The organism is Brenneria roseae subsp. roseae, from assembly GCF_003115845.1.
Taxonomy (GTDB): Bacteria; Pseudomonadota; Gammaproteobacteria; order Enterobacterales; family Enterobacteriaceae; genus Brenneria; species Brenneria roseae.
Genome location: NZ_KZ819034.1, coordinates 34,177 through 50,931, shown reverse-complemented (window position 1 = coordinate 50,931; position 16,755 = coordinate 34,177). Strand labels below are relative to the sequence as shown.

18 protein-coding genes and 1 pseudogene are annotated in these 16,755 nt (G+C 50.8%); 5 read left to right on the top strand and 14 right to left on the bottom strand.

The window, feature by feature from the left end; genetic code table 11:
- The first annotated feature begins 796 nt into the window (after window positions 1-796).
- Window positions 797-1,123, top strand: coding sequence for a helix-turn-helix domain-containing protein (locus DDT52_RS21515; RefSeq protein ID WP_136157297.1), 327 nt, complete (start codon window positions 797-799; stop codon window positions 1,121-1,123).
- 27 nt (window positions 1,124-1,150) lie between these two features.
- Window positions 1,151-1,291, top strand: coding sequence for a hypothetical protein (locus tag DDT52_RS20975; RefSeq protein ID WP_168709797.1), 141 nt, complete (start codon window positions 1,151-1,153; stop codon window positions 1,289-1,291).
- Window positions 1,292-1,361: 70 nt separating this feature from the next.
- Here the strand turns inward: DDT52_RS20975 and DDT52_RS16350 are convergent, their stop codons facing one another.
- Both DDT52_RS16350 and DDT52_RS16345 read right to left on the bottom strand, forming a co-directional pair.
- A complete protein-coding gene (locus tag DDT52_RS16350) occupies window positions 1,362-2,114 on the bottom strand; it encodes an SDR family NAD(P)-dependent oxidoreductase (RefSeq protein ID WP_136157296.1) in 753 nt (250 codons plus the stop codon).
- Window positions 2,115-2,126: 12 nt separating this feature from the next.
- On the bottom strand, window positions 2,127-2,876 hold the full coding sequence (locus DDT52_RS16345; RefSeq protein WP_136157295.1) for an SDR family NAD(P)-dependent oxidoreductase: 750 nt from the start codon (window positions 2,874-2,876) through the stop codon (window positions 2,127-2,129).
- 148 nt (window positions 2,877-3,024) lie between these two features.
- Here DDT52_RS16345 and DDT52_RS16340 point away from each other — a divergent pair, with 148 nt between their 5' ends.
- Window positions 3,025-3,909 carry a LysR family transcriptional regulator gene (locus DDT52_RS16340; protein WP_136157294.1) on the top strand — a complete coding sequence of 295 codons (885 nt, stop codon included), beginning with the start codon at window positions 3,025-3,027 and terminating at the stop codon, window positions 3,907-3,909.
- A gap of 244 nt (window positions 3,910-4,153) precedes the next feature.
- Here the strand turns inward: DDT52_RS16340 and DDT52_RS16335 are convergent, their stop codons facing one another.
- From DDT52_RS16335 to DDT52_RS16310, 6 genes are all read right to left on the bottom strand, one after another.
- The gene (locus DDT52_RS16335) at window positions 4,154-4,456 is read right to left on the bottom strand and encodes a TrbM/KikA/MpfK family conjugal transfer protein (RefSeq protein ID WP_136157293.1); all 303 of its coding nucleotides are present in this window, start codon (window positions 4,454-4,456) and stop codon (window positions 4,154-4,156) included.
- Between the two features lie 77 nt (window positions 4,457-4,533).
- Window positions 4,534-4,935 (bottom strand): cag pathogenicity island Cag12 family protein, encoded by a 402-nt coding sequence (locus DDT52_RS16330; protein ID WP_136157292.1) that lies wholly within the window; start codon window positions 4,933-4,935, stop codon window positions 4,534-4,536.
- Entirely contained in the window at window positions 4,922-5,950 is a 1,029-nt protein-coding gene (gene virB11 / locus DDT52_RS16325; protein WP_136157291.1) for a P-type DNA transfer ATPase VirB11, read from the bottom strand. Before virB11 ends, DDT52_RS16330 begins: the two co-directional genes overlap by 14 nt.
- Before the next feature lie 11 nt (window positions 5,951-5,961).
- On the bottom strand, window positions 5,962-7,179 hold the full coding sequence (virB10, locus tag DDT52_RS16320; RefSeq protein ID WP_136157290.1) for a VirB10/TraB/TrbI family type IV secretion system protein: 1,218 nt from the start codon (window positions 7,177-7,179) through the stop codon (window positions 5,962-5,964).
- Window positions 7,176-8,069, bottom strand: coding sequence for a P-type conjugative transfer protein VirB9 (virB9, locus tag DDT52_RS16315; protein WP_210732729.1), 894 nt, complete (start codon window positions 8,067-8,069; stop codon window positions 7,176-7,178). Before virB9 ends, virB10 begins: the two co-directional genes overlap by 4 nt.
- Window positions 8,066-8,749, bottom strand: a complete 684-nt coding sequence (locus tag DDT52_RS16310) for a VirB8 family type IV secretion system protein (protein WP_136157289.1) — start codon at window positions 8,747-8,749, stop codon at window positions 8,066-8,068. The genes virB9 and DDT52_RS16310 overlap by 4 nt, the downstream gene beginning before the upstream one ends.
- 119 nt (window positions 8,750-8,868) lie before the next feature.
- On the opposite strand from DDT52_RS16310, the gene DDT52_RS16305 reads away from it, so the two are divergent.
- Window positions 8,869-9,168 carry a hypothetical protein gene (locus tag DDT52_RS16305; RefSeq protein WP_136157288.1) on the top strand — a complete coding sequence of 100 codons (300 nt, stop codon included), beginning with the start codon at window positions 8,869-8,871 and terminating at the stop codon, window positions 9,166-9,168.
- 188 nt (window positions 9,169-9,356) lie between these two features.
- Window positions 9,357-9,767, top strand: coding sequence for a hypothetical protein (locus DDT52_RS16300; RefSeq protein ID WP_136157287.1), 411 nt, complete (start codon window positions 9,357-9,359; stop codon window positions 9,765-9,767).
- A gap of 209 nt (window positions 9,768-9,976) precedes the next feature.
- On the opposite strand, the gene DDT52_RS16295 is transcribed toward DDT52_RS16300, so the two are convergent.
- From DDT52_RS16295 to DDT52_RS16270, 6 genes and pseudogenes are all read right to left on the bottom strand, one after another.
- A complete protein-coding gene (locus DDT52_RS16295; RefSeq protein ID WP_136157286.1) occupies window positions 9,977-11,422 on the bottom strand; it encodes a hypothetical protein in 1,446 nt (481 codons plus the stop codon).
- Window positions 11,423-11,526: 104 nt separating this feature from the next.
- A pseudogene (locus tag DDT52_RS16290) lies at window positions 11,527-11,700 on the bottom strand (integrase); the annotation flags it as partial.
- A gap of 162 nt (window positions 11,701-11,862) precedes the next feature.
- Window positions 11,863-12,903 (bottom strand): TrbL/VirB6 family protein, encoded by a 1,041-nt coding sequence (locus tag DDT52_RS16285; protein ID WP_136157285.1) that lies wholly within the window; start codon window positions 12,901-12,903, stop codon window positions 11,863-11,865.
- 74 nt (window positions 12,904-12,977) lie between these two features.
- Window positions 12,978-13,253: an EexN family lipoprotein gene (locus DDT52_RS16280; RefSeq protein WP_136157284.1), complete on the bottom strand. Its 276-nt coding sequence runs from the start codon at window positions 13,251-13,253 to the stop codon at window positions 12,978-12,980.
- Between the two features lie 11 nt (window positions 13,254-13,264).
- Window positions 13,265-13,984: a TrbJ/VirB5 family protein gene (locus tag DDT52_RS16275; RefSeq protein WP_136157283.1), complete on the bottom strand. Its 720-nt coding sequence runs from the start codon at window positions 13,982-13,984 to the stop codon at window positions 13,265-13,267.
- A gap of 23 nt (window positions 13,985-14,007) precedes the next feature.
- Entirely contained in the window at window positions 14,008-16,755 is a 2,748-nt protein-coding gene (locus DDT52_RS16270; RefSeq protein ID WP_136157282.1) for a VirB4 family type IV secretion/conjugal transfer ATPase, read from the bottom strand.

The following is a 16,755-nucleotide window of genomic DNA, read 5'->3' as shown; positions in this document are numbered from 1 at the left end:
GCGGCACACCGTCGCCCGCTACGCGCGACCACCCCCTTTGAGACGCCGTTTTTCGCCTATTTTTTCTTTTGTCCGTTCCGGCCAAGCGAAAAAATGGGAAAACGCCTTCAAAGAGGGTGGTCGCGCCACGCTACCGGCTTTTGGCCGGAGACTTAGCCGCGACGGTGTGCGGGGCTGACGCCCCCCAAATAAACCGCTATCGTGGGCGATAGCTTTTCGCTCGCTGGGGCGGCGAAATTTATTCGGCTCCCCCCGGCCAGCTCGGTTCACCTGGGGGGTGAACGCTCGCCGATGGGTTCGGCGACGCAAATTAGCACTTTCTTCGAAATTGAATTTACTCGCCTCACGCCACTTTTTAATTCCTGCTGGTTGCAGGAATTAAAAAGCCTTAACCACGCCACGCCCTGCGCCGGACTCGCCCAAATTACTGCGTAATTTTCCCCGCCCTTCGGGTGGCTGTCGCCATCCGTTGCTAAAACCATTCCGGATGTTTTTATCTACATTGAGGGGCGGGATTTATTTACTGTAAATATATACTCGTCATCCCCTTAATATCTGTAATTGCGAATTTCATCCAGCGTATTCTGATAGCTCTGATGGCCTTATTTAATTTATCCATATCAAAATCAGTCACTTTATTTTTAAAGCTGTTGTGTCAGATTTCGTCGCGACTAATACAAAATGTTTTGTTAACACCAAGCGATTTTATCGTATTCGCGAATTACCAAGGGAAATTGACGGTTAATTAGTAACCGTGTTCTTTGAATGTTTTTTGTACATTTGAGGGACGCTAAGGATGATCACGTTGAACTCCAAAGCCCAATTGACCATGGATGTCATTGCAAAAGTGGCTGAGCATAAAATCACTATTGCCAATGCCGCTAAGCTCCTCAATAAATCCAGACGGACCATTGAATGCTATCTCCAGCGTTATAGAGATAAGGGACTTCAGTTTGTTGTTCATGGCAACGCCGGGAGTGAACCGGCGAATAAAACGCAGGATACAGTAAATCTACAGTTTCAGGCGCTTATCCATGAAAAATGCTATGACCTGAATTTGCTGAAATGCTGGAAGCCAATTAGCACACGATATTCATCATGTAAAATTCGCAAACGGAGGTAAAGTCGGTTTCACAAATGCAGGGAGCGAATGGAAACGTCAAGGTTGATGCTGCAAATGGACGGCAGTACGCAGCATTGGTTTGGTAATAACAAATCCTGTCTGTTTGTGATGAACGATGATGCCAACAGCGATATTCACGCCGCTGGCTTTGATTGTTTTCTTTTTTAACGCTGTCTTCATAGCTACAGGGCAAGCATCTGAAAAATGCCACCCTTTTTTATCGCTACTGATTACGCGCTCAACCGTAGAACCCACCGGAGGCCACAAGGCGATCACCTGTGATCCAGGCCGCGTCGTCCGAAGCCAGAAATGCCGCCACCTTCGCAATATCCTGCGGCTGGCCCAGCCTACCAAGTGGCGTGCGTTCGATCATGTCAGTTTCGAACGGGCTGCCAATAAATCCGGCGCTGATAATGCCTTCGGTATGGGTCCCTCCGGGAGCCAGGGTATTGACTCTGATGCCTCGTGAACCAAGTTCAGCTGCAAGCACCCTGGTCAGAGCATCCAAGGCACCTTTGGTAGCGGAGTAGACTGCCATTCCCGGTACGGCGCGACAGCTGTCGATGGAGCCGATATTGACGATGGCGCCTCCGGATTCGCTGAAGTGATTCGCCGCTGCCTGAATGGTCTGGATGACGCCCAGAACGTTGGTGTTGAACTGGCGGTGAAACTCATCAATCGTGATGGCCTCAAGGGGCGTCGGGACGTAGACTGCGGCGTTGTTCACAAGAATATCGAGTTTCCCGTATGCGCGCGTGGTTTCGGCAAACAGCCGCTTTACATCCGCCGCGATTGCTACGCTGGCCTGGGCGGCAACCGCCTGCCCGCCTTCTGCCTCAATGGCTGCGACAACCTTATCGGCTCCGCTACGATCGGACGCATAGTTCACCACCACCCGCGCCCCCTGGCGCGCCAGTTCCCGGGCGATACCCGCGCCGATCCCTTTTGAAGCACCGGTAACAATAGCCGTTTTTCCTGCCAGTCTTTTCATTGATAATTCTCCTTACAACTGTGTCATGCCGCCGTCGACGACAAGATCGGTTCCGGTGGAAAAACTACTTTCGTCTGAGGCGAGAAAAAGAGCGGCGGCGGCCAGTTCATCCGGCTGTCCTATACGCCCGAGAGGTACCAGGGCTGCGGCCTGTTGACGAAAGGCTTCGGCCTCCTGCGGCGTACCGACCTGCGCGTCGATAATAGGCGTATCCACAGGGCCGGGGCTTAGGGTGTTCACCCGGATATGCCGTGCTTTCAGTTCCGCCGCGGCGGTCCGTACCAGGGAGCGCACCGCGGCCTTGGTGGCATTGTAGACGCTGTGGCCCGGCAGTCCTTTTGTCGCCAGACAGGATGAAACGAGAATAATCGAACCCCCTTCGCGCATCGCCGGAAGCGCTCTCTGCAGGGTAAAGAACGTGCCTCTAACGTTGATGTCGAACATCTGGTCAAAATGCTGCTCCGTCACTTCACCGATTGCCGCCGATGCAATGACACCGGCATTGGCAACGAGGATGTCAAGCCCGCCTTCCTGTTCTTGCACCGTGGTAAATAGCCGGTCCAGATTGTCGGGGGAGGCGATGTCGGTCTGGATCGCTTTCGCCTGTTTACCCAGCTTCGCCGCCGCCGCTTCAAGCTCAGCCAGTCTGCGGCCCGCGATATAAACCGTCGCCCCTTCCTGGATGAAGCGCCTGGCGATGGCATAACCGATCCCGCTGGAGCCGCCGGTGACGACAGCAATTTTAGAGTCCAGTTTGCCCATAGTTTCCTCACTTAGGTTGATGTCATCGAGAGGCTGATTGCCTGCCAGGTGAAAAAATGCACCATGGCTATCGAATTTTCAGTATGATTGAGGCTGAACCAGAATTAAACTGGCGAAAATTGCACAACACTTGTGAGAAAACGCACCAATGGACCACTGGGATGAACTTCGCATGTTTCTGGCCGTGGCGGAAGGCGGGACGGTACGCGCGGCCGCTGACGCATTGGGCGTTAACCACGCCACCATCATTCGCGGCATTGGTCGGCTGGAAAACAAGCTGAATAGCAAGCTGTTTGAAAAGCTGGCAACCGGCTACCGGCTGACGGACGCGGGCACCGACATCGTCGAACTTGCCGGGCAGATGGCGACAGCGTCATCTGAGATTGAAGCAAGAGTTTTCGGCAGGGATCAGCGTGTTTCCGGGCCTTTGAGGTTTACGCTTCCCATCTCTCTTGCAACCGACCTGCTGATGCCTACGCTGGCGGGTTTTATGCATGCTTACCCTGATATTGCGCTGGAGATTATCGCGTCGGGCACCATCGCCAATCTGGGCAACCGTGAGGCGGATGTCGCCCTTCGCGTGGTCACTGGTGATACCACGCCTCCAGGCAATCTTTACGGCATGAAACTGTGTGAGTTTTATACGGGATATTACGGCCATTTAACTCTTTTAGCAGCCCCTTCAGGGTCTATACCCTGGTTGCTGGGACCCGGCGAGGCCGTTCCGTCCGAATGGCGGCCTGAAGGGGGGATCAGGATGACAGCCACGCCAATCCGCTTCGCGGAAATGCGCTCTCAGTTTGAGGCGGCGCGGGCGGCCATGGGCATCACGCTTCTGCCATGCTTTCTCGGCGATGCCGATCCGGTGCTCGCCCGTGTACCCGGAGGACCGGTCACGCGCATTGGCGACGTCTGGCTGCTGACCCACAGTGAAACACGACAGACGAAGCGCGTGCGGCTTCTCTGCGAACATATCCGCACTGCGATGCAGGACTACTCCGAAAGGATGGCAGGACGGCCCGACATTATCTGAGATAAATAAACAGAGCGGGTAATAAAGGATAGTCCGGCCGCGACAGAAAATAACACGGTCACGTTCTTCCGAAACGACCATTCCCTTCGTCAGAATACGCGCATCTTGTCTTATCCAGATCAAACCCGCGCCTGACCGTTTTTCAATACACAATATCGCTGATAAAGCATATGGCATCGCCGCGTTGATTTGATCAAGGATGCTTTATAAAGTCGGGCGTTGCTATTTAACCAATCCTTTAAAATTAACCGCGCAGACGGCCATATTTGCCAATGATCTGGTTGATAATCGCCGGGTCCGCTGATGCACATTCGAGCAAAAAGGCTTCACGGGCATCGGCTGTATGACTGGGTAGAAAACCATGTTTGTTCTTTTTCGCGATGTTAAAGAAAGAACGTTCAGCAGAGCTGCATTCTTTTCCTCCGCCATTTCCCGTCGTTTTACCGTACATGCATAAGACGACTTCACAGGCGTCGGCAGCCATCGCAGTGGATGGCAATAACGGAGCAATACAGAGAAAAAATGCAGGCAGCATGATCGATTTCATGTTAAAGACCTCTGGTTGGAAATGACCTATTGAATAGACGGGAAGGGTGATCAGGATAAACTGAGGTGTAAATGGTGTTACCGATAAAACTCAATTTCTGTTGTATTACAGGCCAGGCAATTATTCAGTTTTGGCTGGAAGACAATGACACCGGAGTAACCGTTATTTCGTAGCCAGTCTTTCGCCCTGAAATAACGTTCACCCTCCGGTGCGTTAACGATAACCTGACTGGAATGGACAACGGCATACCAGATATTAGGTGGGTAAACCGCATCAGGATTGAATCTCATTTTTATTGACCAGTGGTCATCGATTATGGGAGACAACAACATAACCCGGTTCTCTGACCACTGTGGACGTGTCGTATTCATGTCCACGCCGGGTTTATCCCATTCGGGCTGAACGGGCTCCGGTGGGGATGAACAGCCAGAAAACATAACCACTACCGCGCTGGTTAAAAACAGGTCAATCGTTCGCATCGTTGAAGGTCTCCTTCATTTTATCCAGGTGAAGATATTTGTAATAGATATCACCCATCCGGCGGATATCGCCGTGAATATCAATACTGACGATAATATCGACGCTTTTAAGCACCTTGCGCAGCAGCACCGCAAACGGGATATTCTGGCAATCGGGATTCTCAAAGCAACGGTCAATAATGCCTTCAATACAATCTTGCGGACTGCCCGCGTGCATCGAGGTGATAAGTCCTTCATGACCGGAACCGACGATTTTCAGCGCGTCCCAGGCTTCCCTACCACGAATTTCCGCCAGCAAAATGCGGTCCGGGTTCATCCGGTAATTAGCCCGGATAAGCCTGCTGGGTGTGACGATGGCGTCCTCCCCGGCATCCGCCGGATAAAACAGATGAACGTAATTGGCGTGGCGATAAAACCGGATTTCGGGGGTGTCCTCAATGGTGATGAGTCTCAAGTGTTGCGGTATATAATGCAGCAGCGTTTTCATATAGGTGGTTTTGCCGGAGCCGGTCTCACCGACAATAAACAGCGTCTTACCGTACTCAACGGCCTTTTCAATAAAGCGGGGGACATCCCCGCTGGTATAATATCGGGCCAGTTCATCGTCCTTACTTTCAGTTCGCTCCTTACCCGTCACCCGGTTATAAAAACCGGCATCAATCCAGGACTGATGCGTTTTCTGTTCTAATGACGGCTTGCGCAGCGTGATGGAAACCGTATCACGCTCACAGGCCGGGGGAATAACGGCCTGGATACGCTCACCGGAACCCAATGTGGCGGAAAGAATGGGCGACGTATCATCCACGTTGTCCTCATTCCATGAAGCCAATGCTTTGGCAAAAGCGTAGCACTGACGCAGGGTGACCAGAGCGTCGTGCCGTTGCCATTTTCCGCGAATTTTGATGTGGATCTCGCCGGGGCGATTAATGGCGATGTCGGTCAGACCGTCCAGCAGCAGGAAATCACCGAACAGCTGGTTTTTCATAAAATCAAGAGACAGGTTTTCAGTCGTCATATATCCCCCCTCTATTTCATGCGCAACCGATAGACGGAGGAAAAATCAATATCGGTGCCGGTCATGATGCTGATAACGTCACCCTGGTTCAGATACATCGTGGGCGGAATATTGATGCTGTTCTCCAGCGTCGTTTTCGCCATTTCCGATGCCGCTGCGCGGGTGTTTTCGGTATAGTCGGTGTTGCGGTCTTTTCCCGGAGCTGAATCCGCTGCTGCCGCAGCCACATCCTGCACGGTGCTCAACATCAGGGCATTACCGAAACGCGCCCAGAAATGGGTATCAATCCAGCCCGAAATACCCACCTCACCCAGCGGGCCGGTAGCCCCGGTATCCGTGAGCGGAACTTGCAGGCTGCCGGGCTCTGGCGTGCGTAACTCCGTCCAGATGACAAACATCCGGCTGCGTCCGTGTTGCAACGCCCCTGAGCGGTATATTCCCCTGGCGACGGTGCCTGCCGGGATCAGCTTCACATGGTTGCTGGCGCTGTAGACATCCTCGCTGATAAGGCACGAAATCGTGCCGCCTACATCGGAGACAAACCGCCGCATCATTGAGCAGGGGATATAGCGGTCAACCGGGATGTAGAGATCAGGATCGAGGTTCAGCCGCCTGACGCCGGTGACCTTAGCCACCCCCGGATTGTCATTGTTGCCGCTGGTAACGGAGGCGGTTGCCGGACCGTCGGTCGTTCTCGCGCTGTCGCGCGGTTCGATTCGGGTGGCTCGCGTATTGCCTCGCTGCGCTGTCCCGGTGGCGTTGCTCAGCCCGTCAGCCAGCGCTGTTGCTTTGTTCAACGTGGGTAATGCCGGTGGTGAAGATGGCGCGGCGGTTTGAGCCTGGCCCTTGTCCGTCGTCGTTTCCGGTTTGTTCTGACCGAATAGACTGAACGGATTGCTGTCCATGCCGAGGTTGGTTCGTGCATGTTGTCCCGCGCCGGTCGGAGGCGCAGGTACGGCGTCGGCTTCCTTTTCGTCTTTGTTTTTCAGCGCCCCGAGCAAGCGATCTCCGCCGAGCGCCAGGGCAATCAGTACGGCCAGGCTAACCAGACTGACCAGCAGCGTCCGGCGACCGGACGCTTTTCGAAAGCGGGTCACTTCGGGCTGACCGGGGGGCGTTTTTTGTTCCGACTCCGGGCTCGCCATCGCCAGCCGGGCGCGTTCGCGGGCCTCCGACTCCAGTTCTGCCGTGGTTTTTTCCGTTGCTTCCGGGAAGGATGGGGCTGTCATTTGGCCTCCAGCGTGACGGCGGGTGATACGGTGTCGCCACTGGCGACCGTGGATTGCCCGTATGCCGCGTTTTCAATCCCGACCACGGCATTGCCGTAGCGCAGTACCAGGCGCGGCGACAACGCTCGTACCACCATCACGGTGTAATTGCCCTGGCTGACAATTCGGGGCGTGACCGCTTGCTCCTGACCGTTAACCATCAGGAAGGGGGAGGGCAGGATTTTGACAGGTGAAAAGCCGATATAGGTAAAGCGGCCATCATCGTATGTGAAGTCCGGCGCTATGGACGCCGAGCCTGCCGCCACCCGTTTGGTATAACGCCAGTTACGCGGTGTAGCGGCCTGTTTAAATGCCGTTGCTCTCCGCTGTTTTTCCAGCGTTTCGCGCAGCATTTTCAGACGGGTCGCGTTGGCAGCGTCTGATTGCCGGCGTACCTCATCCGGATAGCGATAGCGGATGACAAAAGCCTGCGAGGGCGAGTCGTTATCCAGTACGTTCAGCTCCAGGCTGTAATCACGTTTTGACGTCACGACAAAGAGATTGGTTTTCCAGTCTTTCGCGGTCGGCAGAAAGACCTGACTGACGTTATTGCCGCTGGCATCCGTCACCGGTTGGGTAATGGGGTTCGGGCTGACGCCCACCCGGTTATCGCTGCGGGTCACCGTCCAGCCTTTGGGAAAGCCCGCCTGCGCATCAATAACCTCCTCATCATCGTCGAACAGCAGCGTGGTGACGTAGCCGGGTCGGGTATTGACGACCGTGGCGTTCTGGCTGTTGTAAAAGACGGTTTGCATCCGGCTGTCCCAGGTACTTCCACGCGGTGTGGCGGCCCCCCAGGCCACGTATGACGCCAGGATAAGGGTAAGGCCGAGACTATTTTTCAGCATCATTCAGTCCTCAGTTCTTTATCGCGCTGGTAGCTGGTGACGATGAAGCCCAGAGGGTTCACTTCGCGCTGGCTGTCTGTGAGTTGTTTGCGGGGGAGGTAGCGGTACGTCAGGCGGATATTCCAGACATCCGTTTTGACGGAATTATCCGCAATGCGGCGAATGGTTCGCCGGATGCGCAATGTCGCCAGATGGTCGGGCGCTGTGGCGGGGGCGTGGACGTTAGAAATAATGTCAATATAAACGACATACTCCGCTTTATTAAAAATGACATCCGGTGCCTGGTCGCCGTTAAACCCGTCCAGATACTCTTTATTCACGCTGTCGCTGTTAAATAACTGCACATCGTCATAATCGCGCTGGAGCGAAAAATAGTTATACCCTTCGCGGAGCTTGACGTAGTTTGCCGCTAAGGCATGCGCCAGCGATTCTTCAGAAGAAATATCCCGCTCTTTTATGCGGGTCATATAGTCATAACGTCCGGTCTGTTTATCTACCGACCACAGCTCAATCTCAGTGGTTTTCAGCGGCAGCAGGATAATAATGGCCGCAATGGTCATTGCGGCTAGGGTGAATCCGACCGCTGCCATCAGCCAGGCGACTTTCCTGGCGCGCTCATCCTTTTCCAGAATGACGGTTTCAAAATTTCGGGACGACGCAAGGACTTTTTCTGCTTCAGACATGGCTTGTCAGCTCCTGGATGATGGCCGGAGTGTTCACCGGTTGTGGTTCACCGGATACCGGCGGGAGAGTGTCTTTATGCTGTGCGCAGCCCGTGAGCACGCACAGCATCAGAAGGAAGATGCTGAGTTTCATTTCAGGCCCTTTATTTAATGGATGCGGTGGTGTCAGTGTTATCGCCACGACGCGATACGAATTAGGATGTGATGAGCGGGGAAGAGATTTGGTGTTAACACAGTTTCTAGTTGGGAGCTTAAATCTAATCTGGAAGTTGGCACCATCCTTGACAGCCGCCGCCATGCCGGAAGCGGACTTAAGTAACGCCTTAAACTTTTATCAACATCTCTTCCTGTTACCTAAAATGCACACCGAACCACTGGATAAATTTTCAGTTGTTCATCCCGAGCAAGTCCAGAAATAACTTGAGTACTATCTGTATAAATTTTATCTGAAGACGTTTTGGCTATTTCAGAAAAATATGTTGAAAAAGATGTATATCGACGTTAATTTGGTATGAGTAATGATCAGAAAAGAAGGTGGGAAATGCACCACTTACGGGTGCGGCGCCTTCTATTAAATTGTTAGCATTCAATCGTGGAATGTTAGAGTATGGAGTTAAAATTGAGAGACTTTAACAATGGCGGTGACATAAACGTTAACGGGGATTTTAACGTAAATGATAATTCTAAAAGTGAGTTTAAACTCTATATTCATTGCACAAACGAAGAATTACTGGCTGACCGTCCCTTTAGAGCTGAAAATATCAAAATTGAACAGCGAAAGAAAATTAAGCGCTTGAAGCCATTATATGCTCTTACCGTTTTGTTAGCTTTCGCTGCGGCTATTTGGGCTATGTACAACGGAAAGACTGATCTTATTACGATATTGATGGGAGCTGTTTCCGCATTTTTAGGTTATCAATCTTTGATCGCGACCATTGAGCCAAATATATTTCAAAAAGAAGAACAGGCGGCAGTGAACGAAATAAGCAAAATATTAAAGCAGCGTCGAGTTGAGTGATAGTAATGAATGCTAACAAGGCGCTCAAGCGAACAAGTTGCTGAGTGAGTTCGGCGTTAACGTCCGTTTTTCGCTCAAAGTTGCCGGAGGTGTTTCGAGGGGCAGCAGAGTGCCAGCGGACATTGCTAACTCATCACTGCATTAATCATTGGGGAGCAAGTCAGTTAAAATGTGCATAAAGTGAGTTTATTAACTTTATGCACATCCGGTTATTCTCTCACACTTGCTGAGGATTTTGGATTGCCATCAATGATGATTATTTCCGAAGCTATAATGTTCGTTTCAAGAAATTTGTTTCGAGCTTGTATAACTTTTTCAAATTTCTTACCAAGCTTACCTATGTCAATGATGAGAAATATCCCTAGGTTCGTGTCATCAGCATTCTTATAGATTTCTAATTGCTTCTCATAACCATGAACTAAAGAGTTATTTGTGGACAACTTGACTTCAACTACTATTTTTTTTGTAAAACCCTTTGAAATCTTAAAATCTACAGGACCATTTCCCGAGTCACTTTCAGGTGATAGATCTAGATTGTTTGCTTTACAATACGTATATGCCACAGTGAATAACAGGCGCTGAACAGCCTTTTCCTTTCTGGGCTTCCCATCTTCACTCCATAACTCTTTCCAAATACCCTTGTCTTCTATAAGATTTTTAAATTCGTTAATGATAGTTTTTACAACCTCAATAAATTCATCCTCGGTCAAATCTTTGTTACGATACGAGCTTAAATCTAAAGGGTAATCTGATGTGATAACATTAATAATGTCACGCCAAAAGAACTCACCATTTTTATCATTTTTAGCATCATATGGAACTCTGTCAACAGTTCTTATAAGCTCTAAAATATCTTCAAATGCATCTTTGCTTCTTAAAGCTAATGATTTTGCGTAATCTTTTTCTTTGCGAGACATGCTGGTCCATATCCCACCAATTTTAGCGTTAAGTTTTTTTCTAAGATCTTCATTTTGGCGGGCTGCGAGACCTATGTCACTCCAGTCTGTAACAATAGGTAATGCTCTTACTATATCATTAGGAACTAGGATTAACGGGCCCTTATCAGTTGGGTTGATTAATGTATTAAACTCTCGGCCAGTTTTTTTGATTTTAAAGTCATTTGTCGGTAATTTTAATGTCTCATTAACTCTAGCAGTGAACTCTAATAGTTCATCGAATATAATATTCGTAGTCATGTCACTGATTCTGTCTGGTCCAATTCCCTCTTCAAATAAGGAAAGCCCCATAAAGAAATCATTGTCCTCGACTCCTAAATCAACTATTTCCTTTGCTGTCTGGAGTGTAGAAGCTATAAGTTGTTTTCCCCAAGCTGAACCATGAATTGTACTGCTGTACCCTAAACACGTATAACTCACCTCAGGGAAATTAAATTCTTTTACTACAGCCCTCCAAGGGGTATCATTCTCCTTCTTTGAAGCATGAAGAAATTTTCTTATACGCTTAAATTTATCCTCATATTTTTGCGTTGCCTTTATCCTAATTTCTGGGTGAATACTATTGCTGAGTAAAAGCGGATCTATAAAAAGGGCTGTGTCAGCATTTAAAATCACATCAGTTATCCCTAATTCATCTAAAATTTCTGTATCAACCCCTTCAAGGGTGGAGAGGCTTATCAATGAAGTTATCTTAGCCATTCTTTATCCTTAAATTTTTATATTCAAAAACAAAGTTTCAACATATTAACTCATATCACTTGTTAACCATAAGTGCAATCTTAAACGAAACTACCCTTATGTGGTTAAGTTCTATGGTTTTTTTTAGTAAGATAAATGTGATCACCCCACCATGACATAAATTCATCTCTTTGAGAAAGATATGTTGAACGGTTGTAAGCTTTTCTAACCTCATTTTTATCACTATGTGCTAGCACAGCTTCTATGACATCGGCATTAAACCCCATTTCATTCATTGAATCGCCACTGTTTTGGTGATCATCATTTAAGTTGGCTAATGGCCTTATGACCATTGAAGACCGCAGACAACGTCCGCCCTTCGCTCTTAGCAGCCTGTCCGGTCTAGTCATGCTTTGTTATTGGAAAGTTTCGGGTTGAGTGGTGCTTAATCCAGATAGGGGTTAGCGGTTACGCTGCTGATTAAAACGTTTCATATTCTCGATGGCGGCGGCGCGTTTTTGCCATGCAGAGTGGGCTTTGCTGTTGCCGGCGGCGATGAGTTTACCCGTGGCACTGGCGGCACTGACACTCCCTTTAGCCACCAGCCGGGCACCTGCTGATCCGGCCTTCATGCCGGGCCTGGCAGCATCAGCAGACTTACTGACCAGTCCGCCCAGTCCACTCATCACCGCGCCCTGTAATGTGGCCTGAACGGCTGCGCCACTCAGCGCACTGGCAATCTTCGCGGAGAAATAAACGACCACTCCCGATGCGATCCCGGCCAGCAAACATTGCGCCGCCAGCGTCACCATATTGCTGTCGCTGGATGTGCCTATAGCGGCATCCAGTATTTTATTCAGATAATTGATGGCGATCCGGATGGATAAGGCAGAGAACATTATCGTCAATATCGCCGTAAAAAGGGTTTTTAGCCAGTTATCAAACATGGGCTTCAGGAAACCGTACAGCAGACAGAAAATAAACAGGGGTGCAGTTGTGGTCATTAACAGTAGGGTGATTTCGGCGAGCAGGTTGACAAACGTTGCGGCGAGTAAAAGCACGATTGCGCCACCCCATACCAGCACTTCGGCGAACCCCCCGCTCAATTGGACATAGGTGGAGGTATCCAGATTAAACAGTGTCTGCCCCAGCGCCTGCGCTTTTTCCCACACAGTATCGAGCAGGGCCCAGACATTGTCATCGCCGCTTACCCCATCCTTAAGTCCTTCGATGGCCGCAATCACGGCGTCCAGCCAGCTATCGCGATTTAACACAAAGGTGGTAATGAGCAACATCCGGCCCACATCCCAGACGACATCTTCAACCGGGGTCTGTAATTTTCCTCCCAGTGTTTGATACCCCCGATAAACGATGAATAAGGTGAATGAGCTGACAACTATAATGCTTATCATCGAGCCGTAGGTGGAAGACTGACCTTCTAAAACGGCGTTGAGTCCTTCCATGATGTTTTTGTCCATGCCAACAAAAATACCACCGGACATAATGCCTCGCTTGATATAGTAATATACAGGGAATAAAAAACAGGGAAGCGTCCCTGTTTTTGCTAGCGGGGATATTATTCGGTAACGGATTTTATTTTTTTAGCTTCCTGCTGGAACAGTACTTCGAATTTTTCCTTTATCCCTGGCTTGCCTATTTGCGCGTACATAATGGCTGCCCTGTGGGCAAATTCGCAATTATCACTCGCCTCGCCATCTTTGAGGCATTGCGTATAAACTGTATACGTCTCATCCGGATGTTGCTTATACCAGGCTTCGGATTTTGTCTCTTTACAACCGAATAATGCGATGACGCCTGAGGCGACGAATAAGGTTAATAAGGATTTAGACATGTTTAAGCTCCCTATATAGTGTTCAGATCAGCAACCGGTGCTGTTAATTGCTGCTGCTCAAAGGCTTTCTGTCTTTGCTGCTCCAGCAGTTTTGTTCGCTGCTCTGACTGCTTGACAGACATCTCCCACTGGCTGGTCAGCGCATTTAATTGTACGCTTTTGGCCGCCACGGCGTTAGCCAAGTCCTGTGACTCTTTCGAGTCCTGGGAGTTTGTTATGCGGTCAGATAAGTCTGATATATCGCTGAGTGTGCTGTTGATCCTGTTTTCCACATCGCTGGTGTTCTCAATGGACACAGCCTGATTGAGAACGATTTGTTTGCAGCTTGCCAGGTAACTCTGTGACGTGCTTGACTGATTGCAGATATCGAAAGAGTTGTATTTACTGTAAAGGCTCTGAAGTTCAGAGGAATATGAATCGCTCTGATTCATGAGCAGGTCATTCAGTGAAATACCATTCTTTCGCAGCGCATCAATATCGGTTTTTAGATTTCTGGCGTCGCTGAGAAAACCCTGAATATCCCGTACGCCGGTCGCCGTGGCTAACTGCTGCTTATAGGCGTCAAGCTCGCTTTTATAATGAGTCACGGTTTCTTCCCATTGCTTGAGTTTTTCAGTCCACTGGGTAATGGATTCCGCATTCTGCACGGCATCGAAAACCGGTATTCCGGCGCTTATCGATGGGGCGGAAATAAACAACGATAACACCAGGATGCTATATCGGGTACGCATTGATTTTATCTCCGGTTTGAATGTTATATTGCCTGTTCAAGAAATGACTCTTTCCATTCCTCGGGCGTCATGCCGTCCTGATAAATGGCGTCGAATATTTTCAGGTTGTCTTCGCTCCCGCTCAGCAATTTGGTGATTTTGCCGAGGCCCGACAGGTCCATTTTTGCCATCGACACAAACGGTCGGGTTTCACCGGCCCGTAGGGGTGTTTTCAGTACCACCATGTAATGTTCGCCCGGATCAAGATTGCGCACGATGTCATACACGCTTTCCGGTACTTTCATTTTTTCCACATAATCCGCATAGCTGGCCTTGGGGTTGGCGAGGAAAATTTGTGTGCCGCACTGCTCAATGATTGCCGGGGCGATGGGATGCTTAACGATTTCATCGGGCGACTGGGTGGCGGGGACAAAGATGCCGTTAAGCTTGCGGATGACTTTCAGCATATTGAGCGAGAATCGGGAAAATTCGACGTCGGCCAGCCACTTCCAAAACTCGTCCATAAACATCACCAGTCGGCGTCCATCCAGCAGGCTGGTGACGCGGTACAACAGGTAAAAAGTAATAGGGCCGCGGATGTCGTCGTCATCCAGGAATTCTGTGCCGTCGATACCAAAATTATCGATATCGCTGATAGTGAAGGTATCTTCTTCATTGTCAAATACCCAGCCGAATTCGCCGCCCAGCGCCCACTGTTTCAGCCGGATGCGCAGCCCATTGGTGCGGGCGTCTTTGGTCGGCGGCTCCGGCAGCACCTCCAGTAGTCGGGTAATACCATAACGGCGGTATTCCGGCGGGTAGTCCAGCATGATGGTATCCACGGCGGTGCTGATACGCTCTTCGTCGCGCGGGTCGAGTGGCTTGCCGTTACGGCGACACAGCATCCGGACCAGCCGTTTAATAAAACTGATGTTTCGCCGGCTCGGCGCCAGTGAAAACGGATTAAACCCGCTGGGGACGCCGGTCCGGATGCGGAAGTAACGTCCGCCCATCTGGCGTATCGACATCTCTGCCGCCCGGTCCTTGTCAAAATAAACGGTGGTCAGCCGTTTAAGCGTGGCCGACGCGGAGAATGTCGCCGGGTTGCGGTACTTCTGCATCAGTTGTTGCATCATCGTCATCAGCAGCGTCTTGCCTGACCCCGTTTTGCCGATAATCGCCGTATTGCCCGGCGTTTTTTCATTGAAGTCATCCCGCCCGGCCTGACTGTCATGCAGATTCAGGTAATAACCGCCGCCACCCGGCGATGTCAGGATGGCGATGGCCTCGCCCCAGGGGTTGCCGTCCCGTTTATGGGGATGGAAGTTATGCAGGCTGGCCATATCGGCATAGTTCTGGCTGCTGAGGGCAACCAGCCGGGGGCGCAGCTGGTACACCCCCGGCAGTTGCGCGAGGTATGCGGCGGGTAACGACAGGGTGGACAGGGACGTCATGATGCCGAGGTCGGCAAAGGGCTGGGCCAGCGCGTTGGTGCCTTTTATCACCTGGTCGGCGCTGTCTGAGGATACCAGCAGGGAAAAGTGGTATTTCCCGCACGAGATATGCCCGGACTGGAGCAGGTCACGCAAGACAATCAGTTCTTCGCGCTGCGAAATGGCGTCATCATCCGCCGAATTCAGTCGCTTTTCCGCCAGCCGGATGTGATTCTGCGCTTCATCCCGCGCCATGCAGGTGAAGGATTGCGTGAGGACATACTCGCTTTCAGCATACAGCAGCGCATCCAGTAAACCGGTATGGGTTTCAGGTGAGTAGTCTTTGATTTCCAGACTGCGGAAAAAACGGGAGCCGCCCACCGTCTGGCACTCGGCGGTATCGGTGCTAAAGAAGACATCCGGTGTGCTGAGCGTGTCGTAAAACGGTGAGCGGGTCACCGCCACCTTCTGCCATTTGCCGGTCATCAGCCGGTGATAAAAAGCCAGTTGCGAGGAATACACCCGTCCATTTTCTTCATAAACGCCTAATGGCGTTGCCATATAGCGGGACAGGGCGGAAGTCAGCGCCTCCCGATGCTCCAGCATCGCTTTCAGGGCGTCATCCAGCGCGGCGTGCCTTTTCCCGACAGACTGCGTCTTCATGGCCTTTTTCTCAAGCCGCGAGAACGGCGCATAACAGACGGTGAAAAACAGCCGGTGCCGCCAGAACGGCTTATCCTTTATCGGCCGGTAATAACGCGCGGAGACCTCATCGGAAAAGGGAATACCCGAATGGGCCTCAAAAACATCCCGGTATTGCTCTCTTATGCGGTGAATATAGAAGGTGACCGGCAGTCCTTCATACGAACGAATAACGTTGTTGAGATGGGTTGCCAGAAAGGTCAGGTGGTGTTCATCTTCACATTCAAATACGGCTCCAGCCAGCTCCCAAGTGGCAACCAGGTCGCCATGGCGGTTCCTTATCACCTGGGGGTGAATATGAGAGGAATACGGAATGTATTTATCCAGCGTGATGCGCTCGGTTAACTTCATCTTATGGGTAAACTCCGATACATCGACGGCATCATAGCGATTGGCCAGCATGGCGTTCGCGCCGTAATGCCGGTTGGTGGCAAACCGGCCACGGGTTTTAAACGCCAGCCAGAGCAGACCGAAATAATGGATATCCGTTCGCGCTTTGGCTTTCATTTCCATCCAGGCCGGTATGAGCAGCAATGCCAGGTAATAGCTGAGATAGACCGACAGCAGGACGATAGTTCCGCTGACGATAACGAACGGCACGAGGGGAATGCCCATGATGGCGGCGGGGCGCGTCAGCGCTTTATTCAACGTGGTCAT

What these genes read in the sequence shown, in the direction of transcription:
- DDT52_RS16295 (WP_136157286.1), bottom strand. Translation starts at nt 11,422, where the DNA reads ATGGCTAAGATAACTTCATTGATAAGCCTCTCCACCCTTGAAGGGGTT.
- DDT52_RS16275 (WP_136157283.1), bottom strand. Translation starts at nt 13,984, where the DNA reads ATGCGTACCCGATATAGCATCCTGGTGTTATCGTTGTTTATTTCCGCC.
- DDT52_RS16350 (WP_136157296.1), bottom strand. Translation starts at nt 2,114, where the DNA reads ATGAAAAGACTGGCAGGAAAAACGGCTATTGTTACCGGTGCTTCAAAA.
- DDT52_RS16345 (WP_136157295.1), bottom strand. Translation starts at nt 2,876, where the DNA reads ATGGGCAAACTGGACTCTAAAATTGCTGTCGTCACCGGCGGCTCCAGC.
- virB11 (WP_136157291.1), bottom strand. Translation starts at nt 5,950, where the DNA reads ATGACGACTGAAAACCTGTCTCTTGATTTTATGAAAAACCAGCTGTTC.
- DDT52_RS16310 (WP_136157289.1), bottom strand. Translation starts at nt 8,749, where the DNA reads ATGTCTGAAGCAGAAAAAGTCCTTGCGTCGTCCCGAAATTTTGAAACC.
- DDT52_RS16300 (WP_136157287.1), top strand. Translation starts at nt 9,357, where the DNA reads ATGGAGTTAAAATTGAGAGACTTTAACAATGGCGGTGACATAAACGTT.
- DDT52_RS16270 (WP_136157282.1), bottom strand. Translation starts at nt 16,755, where the DNA reads ATGACCACGTTGAATAAAGCGCTGACGCGCCCCGCCGCCATCATGGGC.
- DDT52_RS16330 (WP_136157292.1), bottom strand. Translation starts at nt 4,935, where the DNA reads ATGCGAACGATTGACCTGTTTTTAACCAGCGCGGTAGTGGTTATGTTT.
- DDT52_RS16305 (WP_136157288.1), top strand. Translation starts at nt 8,869, where the DNA reads ATGCTGAGTTTCATTTCAGGCCCTTTATTTAATGGATGCGGTGGTGTC.
- DDT52_RS16335 (WP_136157293.1), bottom strand. Translation starts at nt 4,456, where the DNA reads ATGAAATCGATCATGCTGCCTGCATTTTTTCTCTGTATTGCTCCGTTA.
- DDT52_RS16340 (WP_136157294.1), top strand. Translation starts at nt 3,025, where the DNA reads ATGGACCACTGGGATGAACTTCGCATGTTTCTGGCCGTGGCGGAAGGC.
- virB10 (WP_136157290.1), bottom strand. Translation starts at nt 7,179, where the DNA reads ATGACAGCCCCATCCTTCCCGGAAGCAACGGAAAAAACCACGGCAGAA.
- DDT52_RS16280 (WP_136157284.1), bottom strand. Translation starts at nt 13,253, where the DNA reads ATGTCTAAATCCTTATTAACCTTATTCGTCGCCTCAGGCGTCATCGCA.
- DDT52_RS16285 (WP_136157285.1), bottom strand. Translation starts at nt 12,903, where the DNA reads ATGTCCGGTGGTATTTTTGTTGGCATGGACAAAAACATCATGGAAGGA.
- DDT52_RS20975 (WP_168709797.1), top strand. Translation starts at nt 1,151, where the DNA reads ATGGAAACGTCAAGGTTGATGCTGCAAATGGACGGCAGTACGCAGCAT.
- DDT52_RS21515 (WP_136157297.1), top strand. Translation starts at nt 797, where the DNA reads ATGATCACGTTGAACTCCAAAGCCCAATTGACCATGGATGTCATTGCA.
- virB9 (WP_210732729.1), bottom strand. Translation starts at nt 8,069, where the DNA reads ATGATGCTGAAAAATAGTCTCGGCCTTACCCTTATCCTGGCGTCATAC.